A 21,728-nucleotide genomic window follows, 5' to 3' on the forward strand; every position below is an offset into this window, starting at 1 on the left:
TCAGTCCTGACGCGCGGTGCGTGCCACACGTGCGGTTCGACGCGACCTCGCCGCGAGCACCACACCGCCGCAGAGCAGCAGCGCCGCGAGCGCGAGCATCCGGGTCAGGTCCGTGCCGGTTCTCGCCAGGTCGGCGCTCGACGAACCGTCGCCGGACGCCCCGCCGGGCGTCCCCCCGCCGGGCGTCTCGCCGCCACCGCCCGGCGTCTCACCGCCGTCATCCGGCGGCTCGGGGGGCTCCGGTGTGACCGAGCCGGCGACCGACCAGACGCCCTGGGCGTCATTGTCGGTCTCGGATGCCTCGGTGTCGGTGTCGAGGGTCGGCACGACGAGTGGATTCAGCCGTTCGAAGACCTCGTCGACGAAGCCGTCGGCATCGAGGTCGACGGGCTCGGCCGGCGCGACGTAGGCGACGTTGCGCATGGTGGTCGTGTCGCTCGGCACCGACAGGATGCGGACGACCACGGTCAGCACGGGGCCGTCGTCGCCCGCGGGGATCGATTCGCCCGACGTCGCGATGACGTCGGCCACGGAGTATCCGTCGCCCGTCAGCGAGACCAGCTCCACCGTGTCCGGAAGCAGTTGCGTGATCGTCCAGCCGGCCGGCGCCGCTCGGGGACCCTCGTTGTGCGGGGTGAGCGTCCAGGTGACGAGTTCGCCGACGCCGAGCACCTCGTCGTCGGCGACGTCGAGCGCCTGCTCGAGCGAGAGGTCGATGCAGTTCATCGGATAGAGCACGGGGGCCTCGGTCAACTCGGACACGGCCGCACCACCGCCCTCGTAGTACGAGGCACCGTCGAGGAAGCCGGTGGCCCGGCATTCGGATCCCCAGTCGTTGGGGTCGTCGTGGTCGCGGGCGTCGACGGCGACCGGCCCGTCGACGGGCAGGGCGCGCGCGACCGGGGTGGCCGCGGCATCCTCGCCGAGGACGGCGTTGGCGTAGGTCTGCACGGCCGTGGATGCCGCCGGGAACACGTTGCCGGTCGCGAGCACCGGGTCGCGCAGGGTGCGACGCGCCGCGTCGGGCGCCGCGGGGTCGGAGGACCCGACCGAGATCCAGGTGCCGCCGCCGCTGAACGCGTTGCCCAGCACCTCGATGCCCGACGACGAGTACGAGCCGGGCTCGGCCCCGTCCTCCCACAGCGGCGCGACGGAGATCGCGACCGCGTCAGGCCCCTGCTCGACGACGTTGTCGGAGACCAGGAGCGAATGCGCGCCGCCGGCCGTGACGAACTCCGGCTGACCGCTGACCGTATTGCGGAGGATCTCGACGCCGGTCGTGCCCTGCAGCACGTGCACGCCGCCGCCGTTGCCCGTCATGACGTTGTCGTGGATCGAGATGTCATGACTGATGCCATTCTCGGGCGTGGTCACCACGAGGACACCGACCGCGGCATTGCCGGTGAACGACGAGGCGCTCACGTCCAGGTTCGCGACGCTGCGTCCGTACACGGCGCGCTCCACGACGTTCGCCACGGTCGCGTTCGTCACCGTCGCGCCATCCGCAGCCGAGTAGAAGAAGCCGTAGGACCCGCCGTCGATGCTCGCGTCGTCGACGTTCACGTCCTGCGACCCGTACGCGCGCAGGATCGCGGCGCCGGTCACGGGGGTCGGTCCTTCACGACCGTCCACGACGATGTCCGAGGCGTTCACGCCGACGGACTGGTGGATGACGAGGGCCGCGCCGGTCAGTTCGGCGTCGATGCCAGTGATGGTCGCGTTCTCGGCGCCGAGCAGGTAGACGCCGCTTGAGGCGTTCGGTGCGCCGACCACGGAGAGGTCGCTGATCGAGATGTCGACGCGGTCCGACTCGGGGTCCATCGACGACTGCGCCCCGACCGCGTAGAGGAAGCCCGTCGCGGTCTCGTTCGTGATCGTCGCCCTGCCCGCGTTCACGAGGTTGATCCCGGTGCCGTTCTCACCCCAGTCGCCGGCGTCGAGCACGGCGTCGGAGACCGACGCGCCCTGCGTCGAGCCCAGCGTGATGGCGCCGAAGGCGGTGACCCGCGGCGCGGTGATGACCGGGCCCGTGCCGGTATTGAGCAGATGGGTGGTGATGCCGTACATCATCCCGGTGACGGTGGGCGTCTCGATGACGGCCGCGGTCGCCTTGAAGACGAGGATGCCGGTCGACTGGTTCGCATCGGCGCCCGTGATGTCCGCGCCGACAACTCGGGGGGCGATCGTTGCACCGAGGGCGATGCCCTCGCGACTCGCGCCGTCGATCGTCGGCTCGGTGATGGTCGGCCCGTCGGCGGCGTTGGTCGTGCTCGTGCCGATGCCGCGGGCGAACCCGTGCACGCTGACGCCGTCGACCACCGCGCCGCTCGAATTGGCGAGGTCGATGCCCGTTCCGGTCGCGTCGGGCCCGGTGACCTCCACGTCCGTCACGTGCGGCTCGGATGTCGCGCCGAGCGAGATGCCGGACGTCGACGCCGTGACCGTGCCGCCCGAGACCGCGATGCCGCTCGCCGTCGACGCGGCGGTGGCGAGGATGCCGGTCGCGACGCCCGTGATGGCGGCGTCGGTGATCGTCGCCGACGCCGTCGTCAGGTTGACGCCGTAGGACGAGAGCTCGCCGCCGCCGTCCATCGTGTACCCGTCGATCACGACCCCGGTCAGGCCGGCACCGAGCTGGACCCCCGTCGGCCGGGCGACGGCACTCGGATTGCGCACCGTGACCCCATCGAGAGTGACGCCGGACCCGGTGACCGACACGGTGGCACCCGTCGACGCGACGCCGAGCGAGACATCCGGGGCCAACGCCAGGCCGCCGGCGCTGACCGTGAGGCGGGTGAAGAGCACGGAGGAGGAGGCGCTGTCGAGCGTGACCGACCGGGTGACGGCCAGCGAACCGGTGAAGGCGTAGTCGTTCGCGTCGAACGAGACGGTGCCGCCGTCCGGTGCGGCATTCAGCGCTGCCTGGAGCGTCAGCACCGGACCGCCGCCCGGGCGAAGGTCCGGCGTGCCGACCCAGGCGATGGGCAGGCTGTTCGCGTTCGGCACGAGGCCCGGCCGCGGGGGCGGCGGGAACTCGACGACGGAGTCGTCCGGGACCGGCGCGGGCTCGTCGAGCCCTTCGGGCACCGGGGCGTCGTCGGGCGGCAGCGGATCGCCCGTGTCGGGGTCGTCGGGATCCGCGAGGGCCGGAACCTGGCCGATCGCCGAGGCCGGCGCGACCGGCATCGCCGCAGTACCCAGGACGCCGACCAGCGCCGCCAGGCAGAGCGCGGCGCCGAGCGCGACCGCCCGCCGCCGTCGTTCGGACCTCGCGAGCACGTCGATCATGCTTCCCCCCAACGCGCCGATGGGACCCACCCCGAACCGCACCGACGACTCCTCCAGCGTAGCGACGCCTCGCCGGATGCGCACCGATCCGCGTAGTGACCACATTATGTATTCTGGTCACAACGATCGGAGGCACCCGTGAACATGCGTCGCACGACCGTCTCGGTGACCGGCGCGACGGTCTCGCTCCAGGAGTGGACGCCGGACGGCGGCGGGGCGAGCGGCGTGGGCCTCCCCACGGTGCTCCTCCTGCACGGCGGAGGGGCCGACAGCGCCGAGCTCTCGTGGGGCGAGGTCGGACCCGCGCTCGCGGACTCCGGCCTCCGCGTGTTCGCTCCGGATCACCCGGGATTCGGTCGCAGCCCGCGAGCCGAATGGCGGCTGACGCAGCCGCACCTCGTGCGGTACGTGGGCGAACTGGTCGACGCCCTCGACCTCGATGACTACGTGATCTGCGGGCTCTCGCTCGGCGGCGGCCTGACCCTCGGCCACCTGCTCGATCGGCCGGATCGGGCGCGCGGCGCGATGCTGCTGGGGTGCTTCGGCATCATGCCCCGCCTCTCCGACGGGCTGTTCGGTCGGCCGAGCCATGCCGCGACGTTCCTGCTGCTCAGATCCGGGCTCGTCTCGGCCATGACCCGGTCGTACTCGCGGAATCCAGCCGCCATGGAACGCGGCCTTCGCGCCATCGTGCGCAACCCGGACGCGCGCACGCCGAACCTCGTGCAGGCCGTGATCGCGGAGGCCGCCGCATCCGACGGCCTCGAGGTGTTCGGCGAATGGCAGCGCGAGCAGGTGCTCTGGAACCGGTTGCGCACCGACTATGCCGACCGACTGCCCGGGATCCCGACGCCGACACTGGTCATCCACGGCGATCACGACCGCGGGGTGCCGATCGCGCGCGCGAGGACCGCGGCCCGGCTGCTCCCCCAGGCCGAGCTGCTGGAGGTCCCGGATGCCGGGCACTGGGTGCAGCGCGATCGGCCCGATCTCGTGATCCCGGCCATGGTCGGCTTCCTCCGGCGGGTCGGCTGATGCCCCGCCCGCTCGTGCCCGACCGTCGCGAACGCCTCCTCGATGCCACCGAGCGCCTGATCCTCGAGCGCGGCTTCGACGCGATGGGCATCGCAGCCGTCGCCGCGGAAGCGGGCATCGGCAAGGGGGCGGTCTACCTCGAGTTCACGGGCAAGCGCGACCTCCTCGACGCCGTGCTGCGCCGCGCGACCCGACGCCTGCGCGATCGCGTTCGGCTCGAGGTCGGCGAGGCACCCGGCCTCGGTGCCGCCTACCGCGCAGCGGCGCGAGCCCTGCTCGACGACCCCCTGATGACCGCCGCGTTCCTCGACGATCGCGCGGTGCTCGGTGCGCACGTCGACACCGTCGCCGACGATCGGTACCGACGACGCCATGAGCGCTTCGTCGGCTGGGTGCGCGGCCTGCAGGCCCGCGGGGCCCTGATGGCGGATGTCTCGCCCGAGCATGTCGCGCTCGCCCTGTCGAGCGCGACCATCGGCCTCCTGTCGGCGGGCAGGCTGCTCGGGCCGATGACGCCGTCGGAGCTCGAGGGCGCGATCGAGGCGCTCGGCCGCATGGCCGCGGTCTTCGAGGTCGAGCCGTCGGCAGGCGCGTGAGCACTCGTCGCCACCTCGCGCGGTCCACCGCGACGACGGCTGGTCAGCGCAGCGGGAGCGGCGAACGCGACTTGGTGACGCCGAAGGCGAAGGTCGTCGTGATGCCGGCGATCGCCGGGATGGCGCGCAGCTGGCCGCGCATGAGTTCCTCGTACTCGCTGAAGGAGGCCACGGCGACCTTCGCGAGGTAGTCGTCGTCACCCGCGAGCAGGTATGCCTCGACGACCTCGGGGATGCCGCGGAGCCGCTCCTCGACGGCATCGACGACGTCCGTCGCGTGCGACGAGAGCCGGAGTCGTACGAAGGCGGTGATGGCCAGCCCGACGGCACCGGCGGCGATCTCGGCGGAGTACCCGGTGATGACGCCGTCGTCCTGGAGCTGGCGGACCCGGCGCAGGCAGGGCGACGGCGAGAGGCCCACCCGGTCGGCGAGTTCCTGGTTCGTGAGCCGCCCGTCCTGCTGGAGTTCGAGCAGGATGTGGCGGTCGATGGCATCGAGCGTTCGCATTGGCATATTCTGCCAAACCAACGTGTATTCGTGGCACAGTCGGCAATCGCCTGCGCCGCCGGATTTCCTAGTGTTGCGACGTGCTCACGAACCCGACCTCACGCCGACGGGCGCTCGGCGTCGTAGCCATGACGGTCGCCGTGCTGCTCTGGGCCTCGTTCGCGCTCACCCTGCGCGGCGTCGGCGCCTCCTCGTTGACGACGATCGACCTGAGCATGCTGCGGTTCGCGACGCCGGTGCTGGCGCTCGCGCCGTGGCTGCCCCGCGCGATCCGGGAGGTCCGATCCGAGCGGCGCACGACGATCCTGCTCCTGCTCCTCGGCGGCCTGCCGCACTTCCTGGTGTCGGCGCTCGGAGGCCACCTCGCTCCCGCCGCGCTCGTCGGGCTCATCATCCCCGGTACCGTTCCGCTGTTCGTGACGGCACTCGTACTCGTGGGCGGACGCGCCCGAGTCCCCGCTCGGCAGCTGGCATCCGTCGCCGTGATCGTCGTGGGCGTGGCGGCCGCCGCGATGCTGACGAGCGCCTCGGCGGCACCGATCGGGCTCGCCGCACTGCTCACGGCCGGATTCATCTGGGCCGTCTACACGGTGGGACTCAAGCGAAGCACGCTGAGCCTCACGACCACGGTGCTGGTCGTCTGCCTTCCGTCGACGCTGGCGGCCGTCGCGCTCGCGTGCTCGGGGGCGATGCCGTCGCACCTGCTCGCCGGAACGGCGCTGCCCGCGGACGTGCTGGTCTTCACGGTGCTCCAGGGCCTCGGCACCGGCATCCTCTCGACGATCTCCTACGCGTACGCGGTGCGGGTGCTCGGCAGCGGCATCGCCGCCACGGCCGGCGCGCTCAGCCCCGTGGCGGCCGCGGGCCTCGCCGTGCCGATCCTCGGCGAGCCGGTCACGGGCGGCGTCGCCATCGCGATGGCGATCGTCGTGACCGGAGTGCTGCTCTTCAACGCACCGCGTCGCCGGCGCCGGGTCGCCCAGGGCGACGGATGCCTCGTGCCCGGGCATGCGAGCATGGGACACGATGATCCACCGCGTCGGCAGCCGCCTCGCCCTGGGCGCGCTCGCGCTGGCGGTCGTGTTCGCCTCGGGGTGCTCGGCGCGCCCCGCCCCTGAGGCCGATGCCGTCGTGCTGCCGCCGGCCGGAGCCGCCCCCGACTACCAGCTCGGCGGCGCGTACGAACCCGACCCCGACGTCGGCATCGTCGCCCGCGACCGGACCAGCGAGCCCGCCGTCGGGCGCTACTCCGTCTGCTACGTCAACGGGTTCCAGACGCAGCCGGGCGAGCGCGGGTCCTGGCCCGACGACCTCGTGCTGACGCGCGACGGCTCCGATGTGATCGACCCCGACTGGCCCGACGAGGCCCTGCTCGACACATCCACCGCCGAACGACGCGCGAGCATCGCCGACGTCGTCGGGCCATGGATCGAAGGATGCGCGGAGTCGGGCTTCGACGCCGTCGAGTTCGACAACCTCGACTCGTACACCCGATCGGGCGGGGCGATGACCCTCGAGGACAACGTGGCTCTCGCGACGACGCTCGTGCGCACCGCCCACGCTCACGGGCTCGCGGCCGGTCAGAAGAACGCCGCCGAGGCGACCGCCAGGCTGCACTCCGATGCGGGGTTCGACTTCGCGGTGGTCGAGGAGTGCGCGGCCTACGACGAATGCGGCGCCTACGCCGACGTGTACGGCCCGCACGTCATCGCGATCGAGTACACGGATGCGCTCCCCCGGCCGTTCGCCGAGCTCTGCGAGGCGCCGGATGCGCCCGCGTCGCTCGTGCTGCGCGACCGCGATCTGACCGTGCCCGGCGACCCCGAGCACGTCTTCGAGCTCTGCGGGTGACCGCGTGGTCCCACTCGGCGATGATGGAAACGACCCCGAGGAGCCCAGCATGACCGATGGCACGACCCTGACCGACACCGATCTCGACCGGCTGCGTCGTTGCACCGAGCTCGCCGCCGCGGCCCGCGCACGCGGCGACCATCCCTTCGGATCCCTCGTCGTGACGGCCGACGGCCGCACGGTCGAGGCGATGAACAGCGTGGTCACGCAGCACGATCCGACCGGCCACGCCGAGACGAACGTGGTGCGCGCCGCCGCCGCGGCGCTGTCGGTCGAGGAACTCGCGACCAGCACCCTCTACACGAGCACCGAGCCGTGCGCGATGTGCTCGGGCGCCATCTACTGGAGCGGCATCCCCCGCGTCGTGTACGCGCTCGGCGAGGACGGGCTGCGCGACATCGTCGCCGAGCAGGAGGGCGTGCCCACCATGGCGCTCCCCTGCCGCGAGGTGTTCGCGCACGGCGGCAGGCCCGTGGCTGTCGCGGGTCCCGCCGACCTCCCCGAGGCGACGGCCGTGCACGACGGGTTCTGGGGCTGACGTGGCCGACATGGAGCACCTGTTCTCGTACGGCACGCTGAGGTTCCCCCGGGTGCAGCGCGAGACGTTCGGCGCCGAGCTGCCCACGGCCCCCGACGCCCTCGTCGGCTGGCGCCTCGGCGTGCTGCGCATCACGGATGCCGCGGTGCTCGCCCTGAGCGGCGCGGCCGAGCACCCCATCCTCGAGCGCACCGACGACCCTGCCGACCGAGTCGAGGGGGCGGTGCTGGAGCTCACGCCGGCGCAGCTGGCCGCGGCCGACCGGTACGAGGTCGACGACTACGTCCGCGTCGCCGTGGTTCTCGAGTCGGGCGTCACGGCGTGGGTGTACGCCGCGGGCTGACGAGCGCCGTCGGATACTGGAGACATGGAGATCGACGAGGGCGACGAGCCGCGGTTCAGGAGCCCCGATCCCTGTCCGCGCTGCGGCGACATCCTCGATGGCGGCGTGCTCTCGCTCGAGGACAACGCGCTCACCATCACGCTGGACTGCCTCACGTGCGGTTACTCGGCGCTGGTCGATCCGTTCGCGTGAGGCCGCCGCGACGTGGCGAGCGGCGCTGAAGGACGCGATCGACCACCTGTCCGCAGAGTGGCACGACAGGGCGGCGGGTGTCAGCTACAAGCGTCGCCGGGGGCCAAGGTCGTGGAGCACCTCCAGCTCATCGCCGACCGAGGTGCAGCTCGCCACCGTGCGCACCCAGGTGCCGCCCGCACGGGTCCCGGCTACGACGTCTTCGATCGCTCGACCGGTCGCTCGCGACGGCGCCGGGACGCGGTGTAGATGCGCTCGGCGATCCAGAGCAGGACGCCGATGGCCAGGAGCGCGACCGCGATCCCGTACTGCCCGGCGGGGCGGCCGGAGGTCCACGGGAACACCAGGTACAGGCAGGTGATCGCACCGATGACCGGCAGCGCCGAGGGCGTGCGGAAGTGCTTGTGCTCGACGGGCTGCCGGCGCAGCACGAGCACGGTCACGTTGACGATCGCGAACACGGTGAGCAGCAGCAGCGACGTCGTGCCGCCCAGCAGGGCGACGATCGAGCCCTCGGCGTCGAGCGAGACGTAGGTGATGAGGCCTGCGGCGAGCGCGCTCGTGAAGAGGATCGCCGCCCACGGCGTCTGCCGCTTCGGCGCGACCTTGCCGAGGAACGGCGGCAGCACCTGCTGCCGGCTCATGCCGTAGAGCAGGCGGCTCGCCATCATCATGTTGATCAGGGCGGTGTTGGCGACCGCGAACATCGAGATGAACGGGAGCAGGTCGTTGATCGGGAATCCGGGCGCGGCGGCCTCGACCGCGGTGACGAGCGGCGTCTCGCTGCCGACGAGGTCGCCGATCGGCACCAGCGCGACCACGGTGATCGACACCAGCACGTAGATGACCGCTGCGATGCCGAGCCCGCTCAGCATCATCTTCGGGAAGATGCGGCTCGGGTCCTTCGTCTCCTCGGCCATGTTGACCGAGTCCTCGAAGCCGACCATCGCGAAGAAGGCCAGGGAGGTCGCGGTGCTGACCGCGAGCAGCACGCCCTTGTCCTCGGGCGTCTCGAAGGCCACGACGCGCGACCAGTCGGCGTTGCCGCCGGCGATCGCCCACATGCCGATGAAGATGACGAGGAGCAGTCCCGAGAGCTCCACGAGCGTCAGGAACACATTGAGCCAGACGCTCTCGGACACGCCGCGGAGGTTCACCAGCATGATGAGCACGATGAACGCCAGTGCGATGAGCAGCGTCGTCACCGTGGCATCCGGGATCCCGAAGGCGACGAGGAGGTTCGCCGCGAACGCCCGCGAGGCCGTCGACGCCGACGTGATGCCGGAGGTCATCACGATGAAGCACACGATGAAGGTGAAGAAGTGGATGCCGAACGCCTTGTGCGTGTACAGCGCCGCCCCGGCCGCCTGCGGGTACTTCGTCACGAGCTCCAGGTAGGAGAACGCCGTCACGGTCGCGACCGCGAACGCGAGGAGGAACGGCAGCCAGGCCGCGCCTCCGACCTCGGCGGCGACCTGGCCCGTGAGGGCGTAGATGCCCGTGCCGAGGATGTCGCCGACGATGAAGAGCAGCAGCAGACCCGGCCCGAGCACCCGCTTCAACTGCGGCTGCTCCGGCTCGACGGCCTTCACGACTTGTGTCCACGACGGGTCGTCGTTCATGTCGCACCCCTTCCCCCGACCCAGCCGACCACATCCGCGTCGCCGGCTCAACCCCTTCGGCGGATACCGCGGACGACCTCGCTCCGCGCGGGGCGACCGGGCACGGCTCGGTGCGGGTGTGCAGCGCGCTCGGTCACGGCCCGTCGGCGCCGACCCTGCGACGCGCGAAGGTGTCGAGCCGTTCGCGCTTCGTCCGGATGAGGTGCGCCGCGATGGCCTCCCGGGCGGCGAGGGGATCGCGGTTCCGGATCCCCTCGAGCACGGCGTCGTGCTCGAGCATCGACTCGTGCACGTCCTGCCGGTGGAAGGCGTCCTGATCGAAGATGCGCAGCCGTACGATCAGGCCCTGCAGCATCGTGATGAGCGTGGCGTTCTCCGAGGCCGCCCAGAGGTGCTCGTGCCAACGCGCGTGGAGCTGTCGGGCCACGGCGGGATCCTCCTCCTGCTTGGCCTCGCGCTGCAGCTGCGTGAGCTCCGCCAGTTGCAGGTCGGTGCGACGCACCGCCGCGGCCTGTGCGGCGGCCTGTTCGAGCGCGATGCGCACGTCGTAGATGTCGATCACGTCCTCGGGGGTTCCCGACTGGATGCGGTACCCGCGGAGCGAGCGCACGATGAGCCCCTGCTGCTCGAGTCGGTTCAGCGCCTCGCGGATCGGGGTGCGGGACACGCCGTAGAGGTCGGTCAGCCGGCCCTCCACGAGCGGCTCGTCCCAGGGGAATCGCCCGGCGAGCAGGTCGTCCCTCAACTGCACGTGGAGGGGTGCGCGCGACATGGATGCTCCTCAGCTGCTCGGGCGAGTGTACGGATCAGATGGATCTGTATACAGAAAGTACACGTTCAGCAACACGTGCACACACGACCCTCGCTCGGCCGCATAGTTGTGGAATCCCACCCGAGCTTCCGAGGAGCCAGACATGAGCCAGCAGAGCGCGACCGACACCACCGCCCCGGTCGACGGCGACGAACCGCGGACGTCACCGTTCCGGTGGCGCGTCATCGACATCGTCGTCGCCAGCGTCCTCGGCGTCGCGTCCGGGCTGGTGTTCGTGCTCTGGAACATCCTCTCCAACCCGATCAGCGCGCCAGTCGGCGCCGTGCTGCCCGGCCTGCAGGCGATCGTCGGCGGGGGCTGGCTGTTCGCCGGCATCCTCACGGCACTCGTCATCCGCAAGCCGGGTGCGGCCCTGTTCGGCGAACTCGTCGCCGCTGCGGTCTCGGCGCTCGTCGGCAACCAGTGGGGGCCGCTGACGCTCGAGTCCGGCCTCGTGCAGGGCCTCGGCGCCGAACTCGTCTTCGCGGCCTTCCTGTACCGCCGCTGGAACCTCCCGGTCGCCCTGCTCGCAGGCGCCGTGAGCGGGCTCGCACTGGCGATCAACGACCTCATCCTCTGGTACCCCGGCTCCGCATCCGCCTTCTCGACCATCTACGTCGTGGCCGCGATCGTGTCCGGTGCCGTGCTGGCCGGCCTCCTCTCCTGGCTCGCCGTGCGCGGCCTCGCCCGCACGGGCGCGCTCAGCCGCTTCGCATCCGGTCGCGAGGCTCGCCCTCGCGAGGCGTGACCATGACGGAATCCGCTCCACACGGCGGCGCCGCGGTCCGCGCCGAGGGCTGGTCGTGGCGTCACGCGGGGCGGCGCGACTGGGCGCTCAGCGGCCTGGACCTCGCCATCGAGCCGGGCGAGCGCGTGCTGCTGCTCGGCCCGTCCGGCGCGGGCAAGTCGACCCTGCTGCACGGACTCGGCGGCGTGCTCGGCGGCACCGACGACGGCGACGAGCGCGGACGGCTCCTGGTCGACGGCGCCCGCCCCGCGCGACGTCGCGACCGCATCGGCATGGTCCTGCAGGATCCGGAATCCCAGGTGATCCTGTCGCGGGTGGGCGATGACGTCGCCTTCGGCATGGAGAACCTCCGCGTGCCGCGCGCGGACATCTGGGGCCGCGTGTCCCGCGCGCTCGACCTGGTCGGACTGCGCGCACCCCTCGGTCACGACACGTCGGCGCTCTCGGGCGGCCAGAAGCAGCGCCTCGCACTCGCCGGGGTCATCGCCATGAACCCCGGCCTCATCCTCCTCGACGAGCCGACCGCGAACCTCGACCCCGTCGGCGTGCGCGAGGTGCGCGACGCGATCGCCGAGGTCGCGGCCCGCACCGGCGCCACGCTCATCGTGATCGAGCATCGCACCGAGGTGTGGCTCCCCGTGGTCGATCGGGTGATCGTGATGGATGCCGCCGGACGGATCATCGGCGACGGCGACCCCGACCGGGTGATCGAACGCCAGCGCCCCGAACTGCTCGCCGCGGGCGTGTGGGTGCCCGGCGCACCGACGCCGGTGCTCGAGCGCACTCGGCGCGGCGACCCCGCGCTCCTGCTCACGGCGAGCGGCCTGAGCGTGGGCCGGGCCGCCACGCGACTCACCTCCACCATCGACGTCGAGATCCGAAGCGGCCGCACCACCGCCGTCGTCGGCCCGAACGGCGCCGGCAAGTCCACGCTCGCACTCACCCTGGGCGGCCTGCTCGCCCCCGGCAGCGGCCGGCTCGAGGCGGCATCCGGATTCGCACCCGCCCGCCGCCCGGTCGAACCCATCGCCTGGCGATCGAGGGAGCTCCTGTCGCGCATCGGCAGCGTGTTCCAGGACCCCGAGCACCAGTTCCTCGCGGCGAGCGTGCGCGACGAACTCGCCGTCGGCCCGCGCGCGTTGAAGCAGGATGCCGCGACGATCGCCCGGACGATCGACGACCTGCTCGCGCGCCTCCGCCTCGAGCACCTCGCCGACGCCAACCCGTACACGCTGTCGGGCGGCGAGAAGCGGCGCCTCTCGGTGGCGACGGCACTCGCGGCGAAGCCGGAGCTGATCATCCTCGACGAGCCGACGTTCGGCCAGGACCGGCGCACCTGGGAGGAGCTCGTGAAGCTCATCGCCGAGATCGTCGACGCCGGCACGGCCGTCGTCGCGGTGACGCACGACGAGCCCTTCGTCGCGCTCTTGGCCGACGACGTGCTCGAGCTGCCCGCATGGGAACCGCAGCTCGCGGAGGTGACCGCGTGACCGCGCGCCTCGACGTGCACCGGGCGAATCCGGTCACCCGCCTGCTCACCGCCCTCCTCATCGCGGTCGCTCTGGTCTTCAGCGTCGACTGGGTGTCGGGGCTCACCGCGCTCACCCTCGAGGTGCTCGTGCTCGCGACCACCGGCATCCCGTTCCGGCAGTTCCTCCGGCGCAGCATCCCGATCGCGATCGCGGCCGGGTTCACCGCGCTGACGATCCTGCTGTACGGCGCCCCCAGCGGGCGGATCCACGCCGAGTTCCTGCTCGTCGTCGTCAGCGACGGTTCGATCGAGCTCGCGATCGCGACGTTCCTCCGGGTGCTCGCGATCGCACTGCCGTCGATCATGCTCTTCACGGACGTCGACCCCACCGAGCTCGCCGACGGGCTCTCGCAGGTGCTCCGGCTCCCGGCCCGGTTCGTGCTCGGCGCCCTCGCCGGGTTCCGGCTCATCGGCCTGCTCCACCAGGACTGGACCTACCTCGGCTACGCACGACGTGCGCGGGGCGTGGCCGACCACGGCCGGGTCCGCCGGTGGGCGGGGCAGGCGTTCGCGCTCCTCGTCTTCGCCGTGCGCCGGGGCGCGAAGCTCGCCACGGCGATGGAGGCCCGCGGCTTCGGCGCCTACCCCGTGCGCACCTGGGCCCGCGAGTCGACCCTCGGGGCACCGGATGCCGCGCTCCTCGCGATCGGCGTCGTCATCAGCGCCACGGCGATCACCGTGGCCGTCGCGACGGGAAGCTGGAACTTCATTGGAGCTCGCTGACCTCGCCACGGGCCTGCGAGCGGATGGCGCGCGCAGCCTGCTCATCGACGGCCGCTCCGGCTCGGGCAAGTCCACGATCGCGACGGCGCTCGCAGCGTTGTGGCCCGAGGCCGTCGTCATCCGCCTCGACTCCATCTACCCCGGCTGGGGCGGACTCGCCTGGGCGTCCGAGCACCTTCGCGCGAGCGTCCTCGAACCCCGGGCGCTCGGGCTGGCGGCGTCGTGGCGCGAATGGGACTGGTCGTCCGGGAGCGTCGGCGGGTGGCATCCGGTGGACGCCGACCGCCCGCTCATCATCGAGGGCGTCGGCAGCCTCACCATCGCCAACCGCGCGCTGGCCGACGCCGCGCTCTGGGTCGAGCACGACACGGCCGAGCGCAAGGCCCGCGCCCTGGCTCGCGACGGCGAGACGTACGCGCCGCACTGGGACGCCTGGGCGGCCCAGGAGGACGTCTTCATCGCGCAGAACACCCCCGAGGCCCTCGCCGACCTCATCGCCGTCCCGGCCGACGGCGGCTTCGACCTCATGCAGACTGGAAGGACCCCATGACCATCCCCATCACGCTCGTGCTCGAGTACTTCCACCCCTGGCCGAACTCGGCGGGCTTCTACGTCGCCCGCGAGGAGGGCTGGTACGCGGAGCAGGGCATCGACCTCGAGATCCGCACCGTCGACCCCGGCATCGGCGACGGCCTCGAGCACGTGAACCGCGGCCTCGCCGACCTCGCGGTCTTCCCCACGAACCGCCTGCTCGTGCGGGCCGAGCGGGGCGAGCACCTGCACGCGCTCAGTGCGATCAACCAGCGCGGACTGGAGACGGTGCGCACGCTCGAGCAGAGCGGCATCCGCACCCTCGCCGACCTCGAGGGCCGGCGCCTCGCGCTCAACCCCACGCCGCGCGGGCTCGCGATCGTGCGCGACCTCGTGCAGCGTGCCGGCGGCGACTTCGACCGCGTCGAACTCGTCGATGCCGGCGTGCGCGAGCTCAGCGCCGACGACCTCCTGAACGGCGAAGCGGATGCCACGTTCGGCTCGTACTGGGCGTGGGACATCCTGCTGACCGAGCAGCCCGACCTGCCGGAACGGCACTGGCGCGTCGACGACGAGCTCGGCATCCGGTACCACAGCTACCTGCTCGGCGGCGGGTCGGCGGCCGCACAGCTGCCGGTGCACGTCGTCGACGGCTTCCTGACCGCGACGGCCCGCGGATTCGCGCACGCGGCTGCGAATCCCGCACCGACCGTCGAGCTCTTCTCGACCGTCACGCCCTACTTCACGGAGGACGTGATCGCCCGATCGCTCGAGGCGATCGCGCCCACGTGGTTCCATGAAGGCCGCTGGGGCGGCATCCGGTCGGACGCGATGGACCGGTACGCGGAGTGGATGGCGATGAACAGACTCATCTCGGATGCCGCCGGCTGGCGCCGAACGCTCGCGCCCGGCGCCATCACCGACCGCTCGGAGTTCGCCGCATGAGCGCGCCCGTCTTCGTCGACGCACTCGACCTGCACGCGCAGCTCGATTCCGGCGATGCGCCGATCGTGCTCGACGCCACCCTGCTCCTGCACCGTCCGCGGTTCGACGGGGACTTCCGGGCCGAGAGCGGCCGGGACCGGTGGCGGGAGGCGCACCTCCCCGGGTCGCGGCACGTCGCGATCGACACGGAGTTCTCGGTGCCCCACGCCACGCACGATCACCACGAGCAGCCGCAGGGCATCGCCGATCGGCTGGCGGCCCTCGGCGTCGGCGAGGGCACCCGCGTCGTGGTCTACGACAGCGTCGGGACGATCTGGGCCGCGCGCCTCTGGTACCTGCTCGACTGGATCGGCGTCCCCGTCAGCGTGCTCGACGGCGGTCTCGCCGCGTGGCGATCCGCCGGCCTCCCGATCGAGTCCGGCGATGACGCGACGCCGCCCGGTGCGTCGCAGCCGGCACGAGAGTGGGTGGCCCGCACCGTCCGCGACGCCTGGGTCGAACGCGACGAGATCGCGCTCGCCCGGAGTGGCGCCCTCGTCTGCGGCCTTCCCGCTTCCGCGTTCACGGGTGCCGAGCCGACCCGGTACGCGCGCCGCGGTCACATCCCGGGCAGCGTCAACGTGCCCGCGCGCACCCTCTTCGACCGTGACGGACGCATCCTGCCGGCCGACGAGGTCCTCTCCCGGTATCAGGAGGCCGGAGCCGACCTCGACGGGGAACTGCTGCTCTACTGCGGCGGCGGCATCTCGGCCACGGCCAACGCGCTCGCGCTCGCCCATGCGGGCTTCCGCCGCGTGCGGGTCTACGACGGCTCGCTCGAGGAGTGGAGCGCCGACCCCGCCCTCCCGCTCAACACGGAGGAGGCGTTCGCCGGCACCCGCTGAGGTCCTGACGGGATCGTCCGTCCGACATCACCGCGTGCGGGCGACTCTCGCGCGTGCCTTGATCTCGAGGATGACGTCGGTCTTCGCGTCGGCGTAGTCGTTCATGTCGTCCCACCGCCGACCGAGCAGGGTGCGCTTGGTGTTCTCGTAGAGCGCCCGGTCGTCCGCGTCGGCACGGAGGTGATCCCGCAGGAGGAGGTATTCGTCGACCGCGGGATCGTCCCGCTCGAAGAGATGCACGTGGACGTCGCGGGCCGGCGTGCGCACGAGACGATGCCCCGGCTCGCGCACGCGCAGTTCGTATCCGGCCCCGAGGAGCGGATCGAGGTAGTCCTCTTCGGCGGTGATGTCGTCGACCGTGACCACGATGTCGATGATCGGCTTCGCCGCCAATCCGGGAACGGATGTGGATCCGATGTGCTCGATCTCGATGTCGATCGCCGCGAGCGCATCCGAGATCCGCCGTCGGTGATCGAGGTACATGCCGACCCAACGGTCGTCGGAGGCGTGCAGCCGGAGCTCGAGCGGCTCGGCGCCTCCCACCAGCTCGAGGGTCGTGACATCCGGTCGTCGGTGTTCTCGGTGTTCGCTCACACGAACATTCTCACGCGGGCCGACAGAACGCCGGGGCGCGGCATCCGCTCACCCCTCGGTCTTGCGCGGGGTCATGAACCACTCGACGAACTTCACTGCGCGTCCGTCGGGGGCGAACCAGACCTCCCACAGGTTGGAGTAGCTCTGGTCGCCGGGGTACTCGACGGTGCCCTTGATGATCCCGAGGTCGTCGTTCTCGATGAGCACGGCGAGATCGTGGACGGGCTCGCTCGGTTCGGGGTCGCCCCACATCTCCACGATCGCATCGATGCCGATCACCGGATCGCCATCGTCGGGCCGGAACCAGTACTGCGCGTCGTCCGTGAAGATCGCGCGGACATCTGCGGCGTCCTTCGTGCTCCACGCCGTGATGTAGCCGTTCAGCCAGTCATTCGCCCGTGTCATACGTCCTGTCTAGTCGCTGATGGGTTCCGCGCCAAGCGCTGCCGTGAGCACGTCAGACGGCGACCTGCGCCGCGTCGAGATGTCGACGCGCGGCGCCGATTGCGAGGCGGGCATGCTCCTTCGCGCCCACCTGCGCCACGAGCATCGCCTTCGGGATCTCCAGTGCGTACGGAATCCCCGCCGGCAGCGCCGCGAGGATGCCGAGCAGGTCGAGCTCTCCCTCCCCCGGGAACAGCCGCTCGAAGCGAGCGGTGTGGATCAGCCCGGCCGTGGTGGTTGGGATCTCCCCCGGCGCGTCGCACACGTGCGCGTAGTGGAACCATTCGGGCGGGAGCTGCCGCAGGTCCTCGACGCTCGATCCCGACCTGGCGAAGTGCAGGACATCGATGAGCAGCCCCGCATTGGGCTGGTCCGCGGCCCGCAGGACCCGGGTCGCCTCGGTGAGGTTCGGGGTCTCCGTCCACGACGGGAACTCGAGGTCGAGGGTCAGCCCGAGCGGCCGGGCGAGCTGGCACAGCTCGGCGAACCGGTCGGTCTTGCGCGAGAAGTCCGAATCCGGCAGCTGCGTGATGACGTGACGCGCCCCGAGTTCGGCGCCCGCCTCCAGGAAGCGAAGGTAGTCGCGCGGGTTGTCGCCGGAGGTGATGCGAGCGAGCTCGATGTCCAGGACCTCGATGCCGGTCGCCGCGAGGTGCGTCTTGGTGGTCCGCATCAACGCCGGATCGTAGGCCAGCGGGTAATGCGGTTCCTGCGGGGTGACCTTCGTCATGCGCAGGCCCACGTAGCGGTATCCGGCAGCGGCAGCGGCATCGACCAGCTCCGGCGGCGACAGGCTCAGCGCGGTCAGGTGGGCCAGCGAGTAGTCGTGCCGGGGCTCGATCGAGGGTTCGGTCGGCGCGCTCGCCATCGTGCGCATCCGCTGGCGGCGGTGCGCGGCCATGCGCAACGGAACGCTGTGCGGTTCGCCGAACCCGTCGTAGCCGTCGACGCGCTGGACCACCTCGAAGAAGATGCGCGAGCCCAGCATCTCGGTGAAGAAGTGCAGGAACTCGCCGTGCTCATCGCGGTCGTACAGGATCGAGTACTCGCGGAAGCCGTCGACCGCCCCGGCAGGCAGCGACAGGCGGGCGTCCAGGTCGTCGTAGTAGTTGCCGGGGATCTCGAGGATCGGGGCGCCGCGCTCGCGCAGCGCCCTCGCGCACGCGATCGCGTCATCGGTGGCGAAGGCGATGAGTTGCGGGCTCGACACGCCCGGCGCCCAGTCGCCGCGCCGGAGGGGGGTGGTGCTCAACGCGATGCGCACGCGCCCGTCCGGGTCGCGCGTCGACCAGTTGCGGGTGAGTCCGAAGGGGGCGGTGATCTCCGTGGACTCCCCCGGCAGGAGGCCGAGGACCGTCCGGAAGAACAACGCGGACTGGTCGAAGTCGTCGATCGACTCCGTGATCGACACGTGGTCGATCTCCCGGAGCAGCCCGGATGGGCCGGCCTGCGACCCGGTCGGACCGAAGTCGTCGAGCCAGGAACGCTCGCCGCCGGAGTTGCAGAAGAACAGCGCCGTGCCATCGGGCGCGGCCACCGAGTCCAGGTCGGCCTCATCGGGGCCGCGACGTCGCGCGAGCCTCGGTGCCAGCAGTCGGTCCGCCCGTTGCATCGACGCGGCCGGGTCCTCGCTCTCGACGGCGAGCGCGCTGATCGATGCGGTGGCAGGATCGACCGATCGCTCGGGGGCGAGGTTGAGCAGGATCCGAGCGCCGCCCTGCTCCCACAGCTGCACGGGCTTGGAGCGGTGCTGCCCGACGTGGGCGAACCCCAGCGTCACGAGGGCGCGCGCGACGAGGGGCGCCGAGACGTCGTCGACGGCGAGCTCGGCGAACGCGAAGCCGCCGAGCCTCGGAGCGGGCGGCAGGAGGCTGTTCGCGCGCAGCCCGGTCGCGTCACCGTCACCTGAGCCCGGTGCGGCCACGGCCTCCGCGAGCGCGCGCATCGAGCGCATCGCGTCGGTGGCCGCGTGCCTGGGGTCCTCCTGCTGGTAGACGTCGTTGAACACCTCGAGCGCGATCGGCCCGGTGTACCCCATGGCCAGGATCCGCCTGAGGAACCCCGCCACGTCGAGCGAGCCCTGCCCCGGGAACATCCGGGAGTGCAGGCTCCATTCACGGACGTCCGGGTTCGGGCGCGGCGCATCCGCGAGCTGGACGTGGAACACCTTGTCGCCGGTGACGTCGGCGATGACGGACGGGTCGTTCTCCATCGAGAGGATGTGGAAGCTGTCGAGGCACAGGCCCAGCCCGGGGTGGTCGACTCGGCGGACGATACGCCAGGCGTCCTCGTGGGTCCGGATCCGACCCCAGGGCACCGCTTCGTAGGCGAGTCGCAGTCCTCGCTGCTCGGCGCGGTCCGCCAGGGTGGCGAGCTGCTCCGCGGTGAGATCGTCGTCGTCGATCCCCCGCGCGGTCCTCGACGAGCAGCAGACCAGCACGCGTGCGCCCAGCCCGGTGAGGAGGTCGAACTTCCGCTCCGCGTGGCGCAGGCTCGCGCCGAACTGGTCCGGCGGAACCGTCTCGACGTGGAACGGCTGGTAGACCTCGATCGACAGGCCGAGGTCGGCCGCCTCCCCGGCCAGTCGGTCCGGCGACCACGGGGACATGACGAGGTCGTACTCGAGCATCTCGATCCCGGCGAAGCCCGCCGCCGCGGCGGCGCGCAACTTGTCCTCGAGCGTGCCGGCCAGGCACACGGTCGAGATGGACACGTCGTGCGCACTCGGGATGAGTTTCATGAGCGGATCGCCTGCGATCGGTGGACGGGGTCAGCTGGTCGCGACGTGCACGACCGTCTCACCGGGTGAATAGATGTCGAGGATGTTCCAGTGGCCCGTGGTCGGCGTCGGCACGTTGACCATCGACACGTCGATCACGACCGGTCGCTCGAGCGCGATCGCCCGTTCGAGGGCGGGCTTGAACTCCGCAGCGGAATCGACCCTGATGCCGGTGACCCCGTACGCTTCCGCGATCGCCGCGAAGTCCGTGTACATGGGATCGTCGGCGTCGCCGAACACCGTCCCGTAGGTCGTGTCGAAGGCGGCCTTCTCGAGCCCCGCGATGGTGCCGAAGGCGTTGTTGTTCATCACGACCCAGACCACGGGGACGTTCTGCTCGCGCGCCGTGGAGAGCACCGCGGGATTCTGTCCGAAGCCGCCGTCGCCCACGAGGGAGACGACGACCCGGTCGGGGCGGGCGATCTTGGCCCCGACCGCCGCCGGCGCGCCGAATCCCATGGTCGCGAACCCGCCCGGGGTGAGGAACGTGCCGGGCGTGAGGATGTCGAACTGCTGGCCGACGCCGTTCTTGTTCCACCCCACGTCCGTGGTGATGATCGCGTCGGGCGGCAGCACCTCCCGAGTCTCCGAGAGGATCCGTTCGGGCCGCATCGGCCAGGCATCCGAGACCTGCGCATCCGCATTCCGGAGTCTCACCGTCGCACGGGTCGCGGCGATCTGCGCCAGCAGGTCGTCGCGCCGGACCCCGGTCGGGGCGAGTCGTCGCGCGACGCGGACGAGGACGGCCAGCGCGGACTTGAGGTCGGCGAGCGCACCGAGCTCGAGTGGGTAGTTGCGCCCCAGCTCGGCCGGATCGATGTCGATCTGCATGAGCTTCGTGGCCGGGATGTCGAAGGTGTAGTCGGCGTACCACGAGCTCGAGTCGGCCTCCGCGAATCGGGTGCCGAGGGCGAGGATCCAGTCGGCGGTGCGCGTCGTCTCGTTCGTGAAGGCGGTTCCCCAGAAGCCCGTCATGCCGAGGACCAGCGCGCTGTCGTCGGGCATCGCACCCTTGCCCATGAGGCTGTGCGCGACGGGCAGCGACAGCAGGCCGGCGAACTCCGCGAGTTCGGATGCCGCGTCCGCCGCGACGATGCCGCCGCCGACGTAGAGCACGGGCCGTTCGGCATCGAGCAGGTTCTGCACGATGAGCTCCGCGGTCGCCTCATCGAGGCTGGGCTTCACGAGCGATCGGGTGTTGCCGACGACCTTGTCGAACAGCGCGACCTCGACCTCCGCCGAGAAGACGTCCATGGGCACGTCGACGAGCACGGGACCGGGTCGGCCGCTCTCCGCGAGGGTGAACGCCTTGTCGAGCACCTCGGCGATGAGGTGGGGCTGGTCGACGCGCCACGCGCGCTTCACGAAGGGCCGGTAGATCTCGTACTGGGCCGCGTCGGCGTGGAGGTTGATCTCCTGGTGCGGATGCTTCCCGAAGTAGTGGGTCGGAACGTCGCCCGCGATGACCACCATCGGAATCGAGTCGAGTGCGGCATTCGCCACCCCAGTGGTCGCATTCGTGAGTCCCGGGCCGAGGTGGGTCAGCACGACGCCCGCGCGCTTGGTCACCCGCGCATACCCGTCGGCCGCATGGGCGGCGATCTGTTCGTGACGCACGTTCACGAAGGAGATGCGGTCGCTCTTCTCCAGTGCCGCGAGCAACGCGATGTTCGTGTGCCCGCACAGCCCGAACACGTGCTCGACGTCGCGCGCTTCCAGGTAGCGCACGATCTGGTTGGACACCAGGTCCTTCATTGAGGTCTCC

21 protein-coding genes are annotated in these 21,728 nt (G+C 71.3%); 13 read left to right on the forward strand and 8 right to left on the reverse strand.

The window, feature by feature from the left end; genetic code table 11:
* Complete coding sequence (locus tag ACR3IO_RS16565) at positions 1 to 3,288, reverse strand: beta strand repeat-containing protein (protein WP_434072329.1); 3,288 nt, start codon at positions 3,286 to 3,288, stop codon at positions 1 to 3.
* Positions 3,289 to 3,432: 144 nt separating this feature from the next.
* Between ACR3IO_RS16565 and ACR3IO_RS16570 the strand changes: the two genes are divergently transcribed.
* Both ACR3IO_RS16570 and ACR3IO_RS16575 read left to right on the forward strand, forming a co-directional pair.
* The gene (locus tag ACR3IO_RS16570) at positions 3,433 to 4,323 is read left to right on the forward strand and encodes an alpha/beta fold hydrolase (RefSeq protein ID WP_434072383.1); all 891 of its coding nucleotides are present in this window, start codon (positions 3,433 to 3,435) and stop codon (positions 4,321 to 4,323) included.
* Positions 4,323 to 4,919, forward strand: a complete 597-nt coding sequence (locus ACR3IO_RS16575) for a TetR/AcrR family transcriptional regulator (protein ID WP_434072330.1) — start codon at positions 4,323 to 4,325, stop codon at positions 4,917 to 4,919. The genes ACR3IO_RS16570 and ACR3IO_RS16575 overlap by 1 nt, the downstream gene beginning before the upstream one ends.
* A gap of 43 nt (positions 4,920 to 4,962) precedes the next feature.
* Here the strand turns inward: ACR3IO_RS16575 and ACR3IO_RS16580 are convergent, their stop codons facing one another.
* Complete coding sequence (locus tag ACR3IO_RS16580) at positions 4,963 to 5,427, reverse strand: Lrp/AsnC family transcriptional regulator (protein WP_434072331.1); 465 nt, start codon at positions 5,425 to 5,427, stop codon at positions 4,963 to 4,965.
* Positions 5,428 to 5,507: 80 nt separating this feature from the next.
* Here ACR3IO_RS16580 and ACR3IO_RS16585 point away from each other — a divergent pair, with 80 nt between their 5' ends.
* From ACR3IO_RS16585 to ACR3IO_RS16605, 5 genes are read left to right on the forward strand one after another with little or no spacing between them, the layout of a single operon-like run.
* On the forward strand, positions 5,508 to 6,545 hold the full coding sequence (locus ACR3IO_RS16585) for a DMT family transporter (RefSeq protein ID WP_434072332.1): 1,038 nt from the start codon (positions 5,508 to 5,510) through the stop codon (positions 6,543 to 6,545).
* Positions 6,454 to 7,278 carry an endo alpha-1,4 polygalactosaminidase gene (locus tag ACR3IO_RS16590; RefSeq protein WP_434072333.1) on the forward strand — a complete coding sequence of 275 codons (825 nt, stop codon included), beginning with the start codon at positions 6,454 to 6,456 and terminating at the stop codon, positions 7,276 to 7,278. Before ACR3IO_RS16585 ends, ACR3IO_RS16590 begins: the two co-directional genes overlap by 92 nt.
* 49 nt (positions 7,279 to 7,327) lie before the next feature.
* Positions 7,328 to 7,816 carry a nucleoside deaminase gene (locus ACR3IO_RS16595; RefSeq protein WP_434072334.1) on the forward strand — a complete coding sequence of 163 codons (489 nt, stop codon included), beginning with the start codon at positions 7,328 to 7,330 and terminating at the stop codon, positions 7,814 to 7,816.
* A gap of 10 nt (positions 7,817 to 7,826) precedes the next feature.
* Positions 7,827 to 8,159 carry a gamma-glutamylcyclotransferase family protein gene (locus ACR3IO_RS16600; protein WP_434072335.1) on the forward strand — a complete coding sequence of 111 codons (333 nt, stop codon included), beginning with the start codon at positions 7,827 to 7,829 and terminating at the stop codon, positions 8,157 to 8,159.
* A 24-nt stretch (positions 8,160 to 8,183) separates the two neighbouring features.
* The gene (locus ACR3IO_RS16605) at positions 8,184 to 8,351 is read left to right on the forward strand and encodes a hypothetical protein (protein WP_434072336.1); all 168 of its coding nucleotides are present in this window, start codon (positions 8,184 to 8,186) and stop codon (positions 8,349 to 8,351) included.
* A 191-nt stretch (positions 8,352 to 8,542) separates the two neighbouring features.
* Here ACR3IO_RS16605 and ACR3IO_RS16610 read toward each other — a convergent pair whose 3' ends face one another.
* A complete protein-coding gene (locus ACR3IO_RS16610; RefSeq protein WP_434072337.1) occupies positions 8,543 to 9,973 on the reverse strand; it encodes an APC family permease in 1,431 nt (476 codons plus the stop codon).
* A 133-nt stretch (positions 9,974 to 10,106) separates the two neighbouring features.
* Positions 10,107 to 10,745, reverse strand: coding sequence for a GntR family transcriptional regulator (locus ACR3IO_RS16615; protein WP_434072338.1), 639 nt, complete (start codon positions 10,743 to 10,745; stop codon positions 10,107 to 10,109).
* 142 nt (positions 10,746 to 10,887) lie between these two features.
* On the opposite strand from ACR3IO_RS16615, the gene ACR3IO_RS16620 reads away from it, so the two are divergent.
* The 6 genes from ACR3IO_RS16620 to ACR3IO_RS16645 are packed head-to-tail and all read left to right on the forward strand — an operon-like array spanning position 10,888 to position 16,146.
* Complete coding sequence (locus ACR3IO_RS16620) at positions 10,888 to 11,532, forward strand: ECF transporter S component (RefSeq protein WP_434072339.1); 645 nt, start codon at positions 10,888 to 10,890, stop codon at positions 11,530 to 11,532.
* A 2-nt stretch (positions 11,533 to 11,534) separates the two neighbouring features.
* Positions 11,535 to 13,022, forward strand: coding sequence for an ABC transporter ATP-binding protein (locus ACR3IO_RS16625; protein ID WP_434072340.1), 1,488 nt, complete (start codon positions 11,535 to 11,537; stop codon positions 13,020 to 13,022).
* Positions 13,019 to 13,786, forward strand: coding sequence for an energy-coupling factor transporter transmembrane component T family protein (locus tag ACR3IO_RS16630; protein WP_434072341.1), 768 nt, complete (start codon positions 13,019 to 13,021; stop codon positions 13,784 to 13,786). The genes ACR3IO_RS16625 and ACR3IO_RS16630 overlap by 4 nt, the downstream gene beginning before the upstream one ends.
* Entirely contained in the window at positions 13,773 to 14,336 is a 564-nt protein-coding gene (locus ACR3IO_RS16635; protein WP_434072342.1) for an ATP-binding protein, read from the forward strand. Before ACR3IO_RS16630 ends, ACR3IO_RS16635 begins: the two co-directional genes overlap by 14 nt.
* Positions 14,333 to 15,262, forward strand: a complete 930-nt coding sequence (locus ACR3IO_RS16640) for an ABC transporter substrate-binding protein (RefSeq protein WP_434072343.1) — start codon at positions 14,333 to 14,335, stop codon at positions 15,260 to 15,262. The genes ACR3IO_RS16635 and ACR3IO_RS16640 overlap by 4 nt, the downstream gene beginning before the upstream one ends.
* A complete protein-coding gene (locus ACR3IO_RS16645; protein WP_434072344.1) occupies positions 15,259 to 16,146 on the forward strand; it encodes a sulfurtransferase in 888 nt (295 codons plus the stop codon). Before ACR3IO_RS16640 ends, ACR3IO_RS16645 begins: the two co-directional genes overlap by 4 nt.
* Positions 16,147 to 16,173: 27 nt before the next feature.
* Here the strand turns inward: ACR3IO_RS16645 and ACR3IO_RS16650 are convergent, their stop codons facing one another.
* Genes ACR3IO_RS16650 through ACR3IO_RS16665 form a run of 4 tightly spaced genes read right to left on the reverse strand, consistent with a single transcriptional unit; the run spans position 16,174 to position 21,718 of the window.
* Entirely contained in the window at positions 16,174 to 16,740 is a 567-nt protein-coding gene (locus ACR3IO_RS16650) for a GrpB family protein (RefSeq protein ID WP_434072345.1), read from the reverse strand.
* A 48-nt stretch (positions 16,741 to 16,788) separates the two neighbouring features.
* A complete protein-coding gene (locus ACR3IO_RS16655) occupies positions 16,789 to 17,145 on the reverse strand; it encodes a nuclear transport factor 2 family protein (RefSeq protein ID WP_434072346.1) in 357 nt (118 codons plus the stop codon).
* Between the two features lie 52 nt (positions 17,146 to 17,197).
* Complete coding sequence (locus ACR3IO_RS16660) at positions 17,198 to 19,924, reverse strand: TIM barrel protein (protein WP_434072347.1); 2,727 nt, start codon at positions 19,922 to 19,924, stop codon at positions 17,198 to 17,200.
* A gap of 30 nt (positions 19,925 to 19,954) precedes the next feature.
* Positions 19,955 to 21,718: a thiamine pyrophosphate-binding protein gene (locus tag ACR3IO_RS16665; RefSeq protein ID WP_434072348.1), complete on the reverse strand. Its 1,764-nt coding sequence runs from the start codon at positions 21,716 to 21,718 to the stop codon at positions 19,955 to 19,957.
* Between the last annotated feature and the right edge of the window lie 10 nt (positions 21,719 to 21,728).

The sequence above is a fragment of the Agromyces sp. Marseille-Q5079 genome, assembly GCF_051016555.1.
Classification (GTDB): domain Bacteria; phylum Actinomycetota; class Actinomycetes; order Actinomycetales; family Microbacteriaceae; genus Agromyces.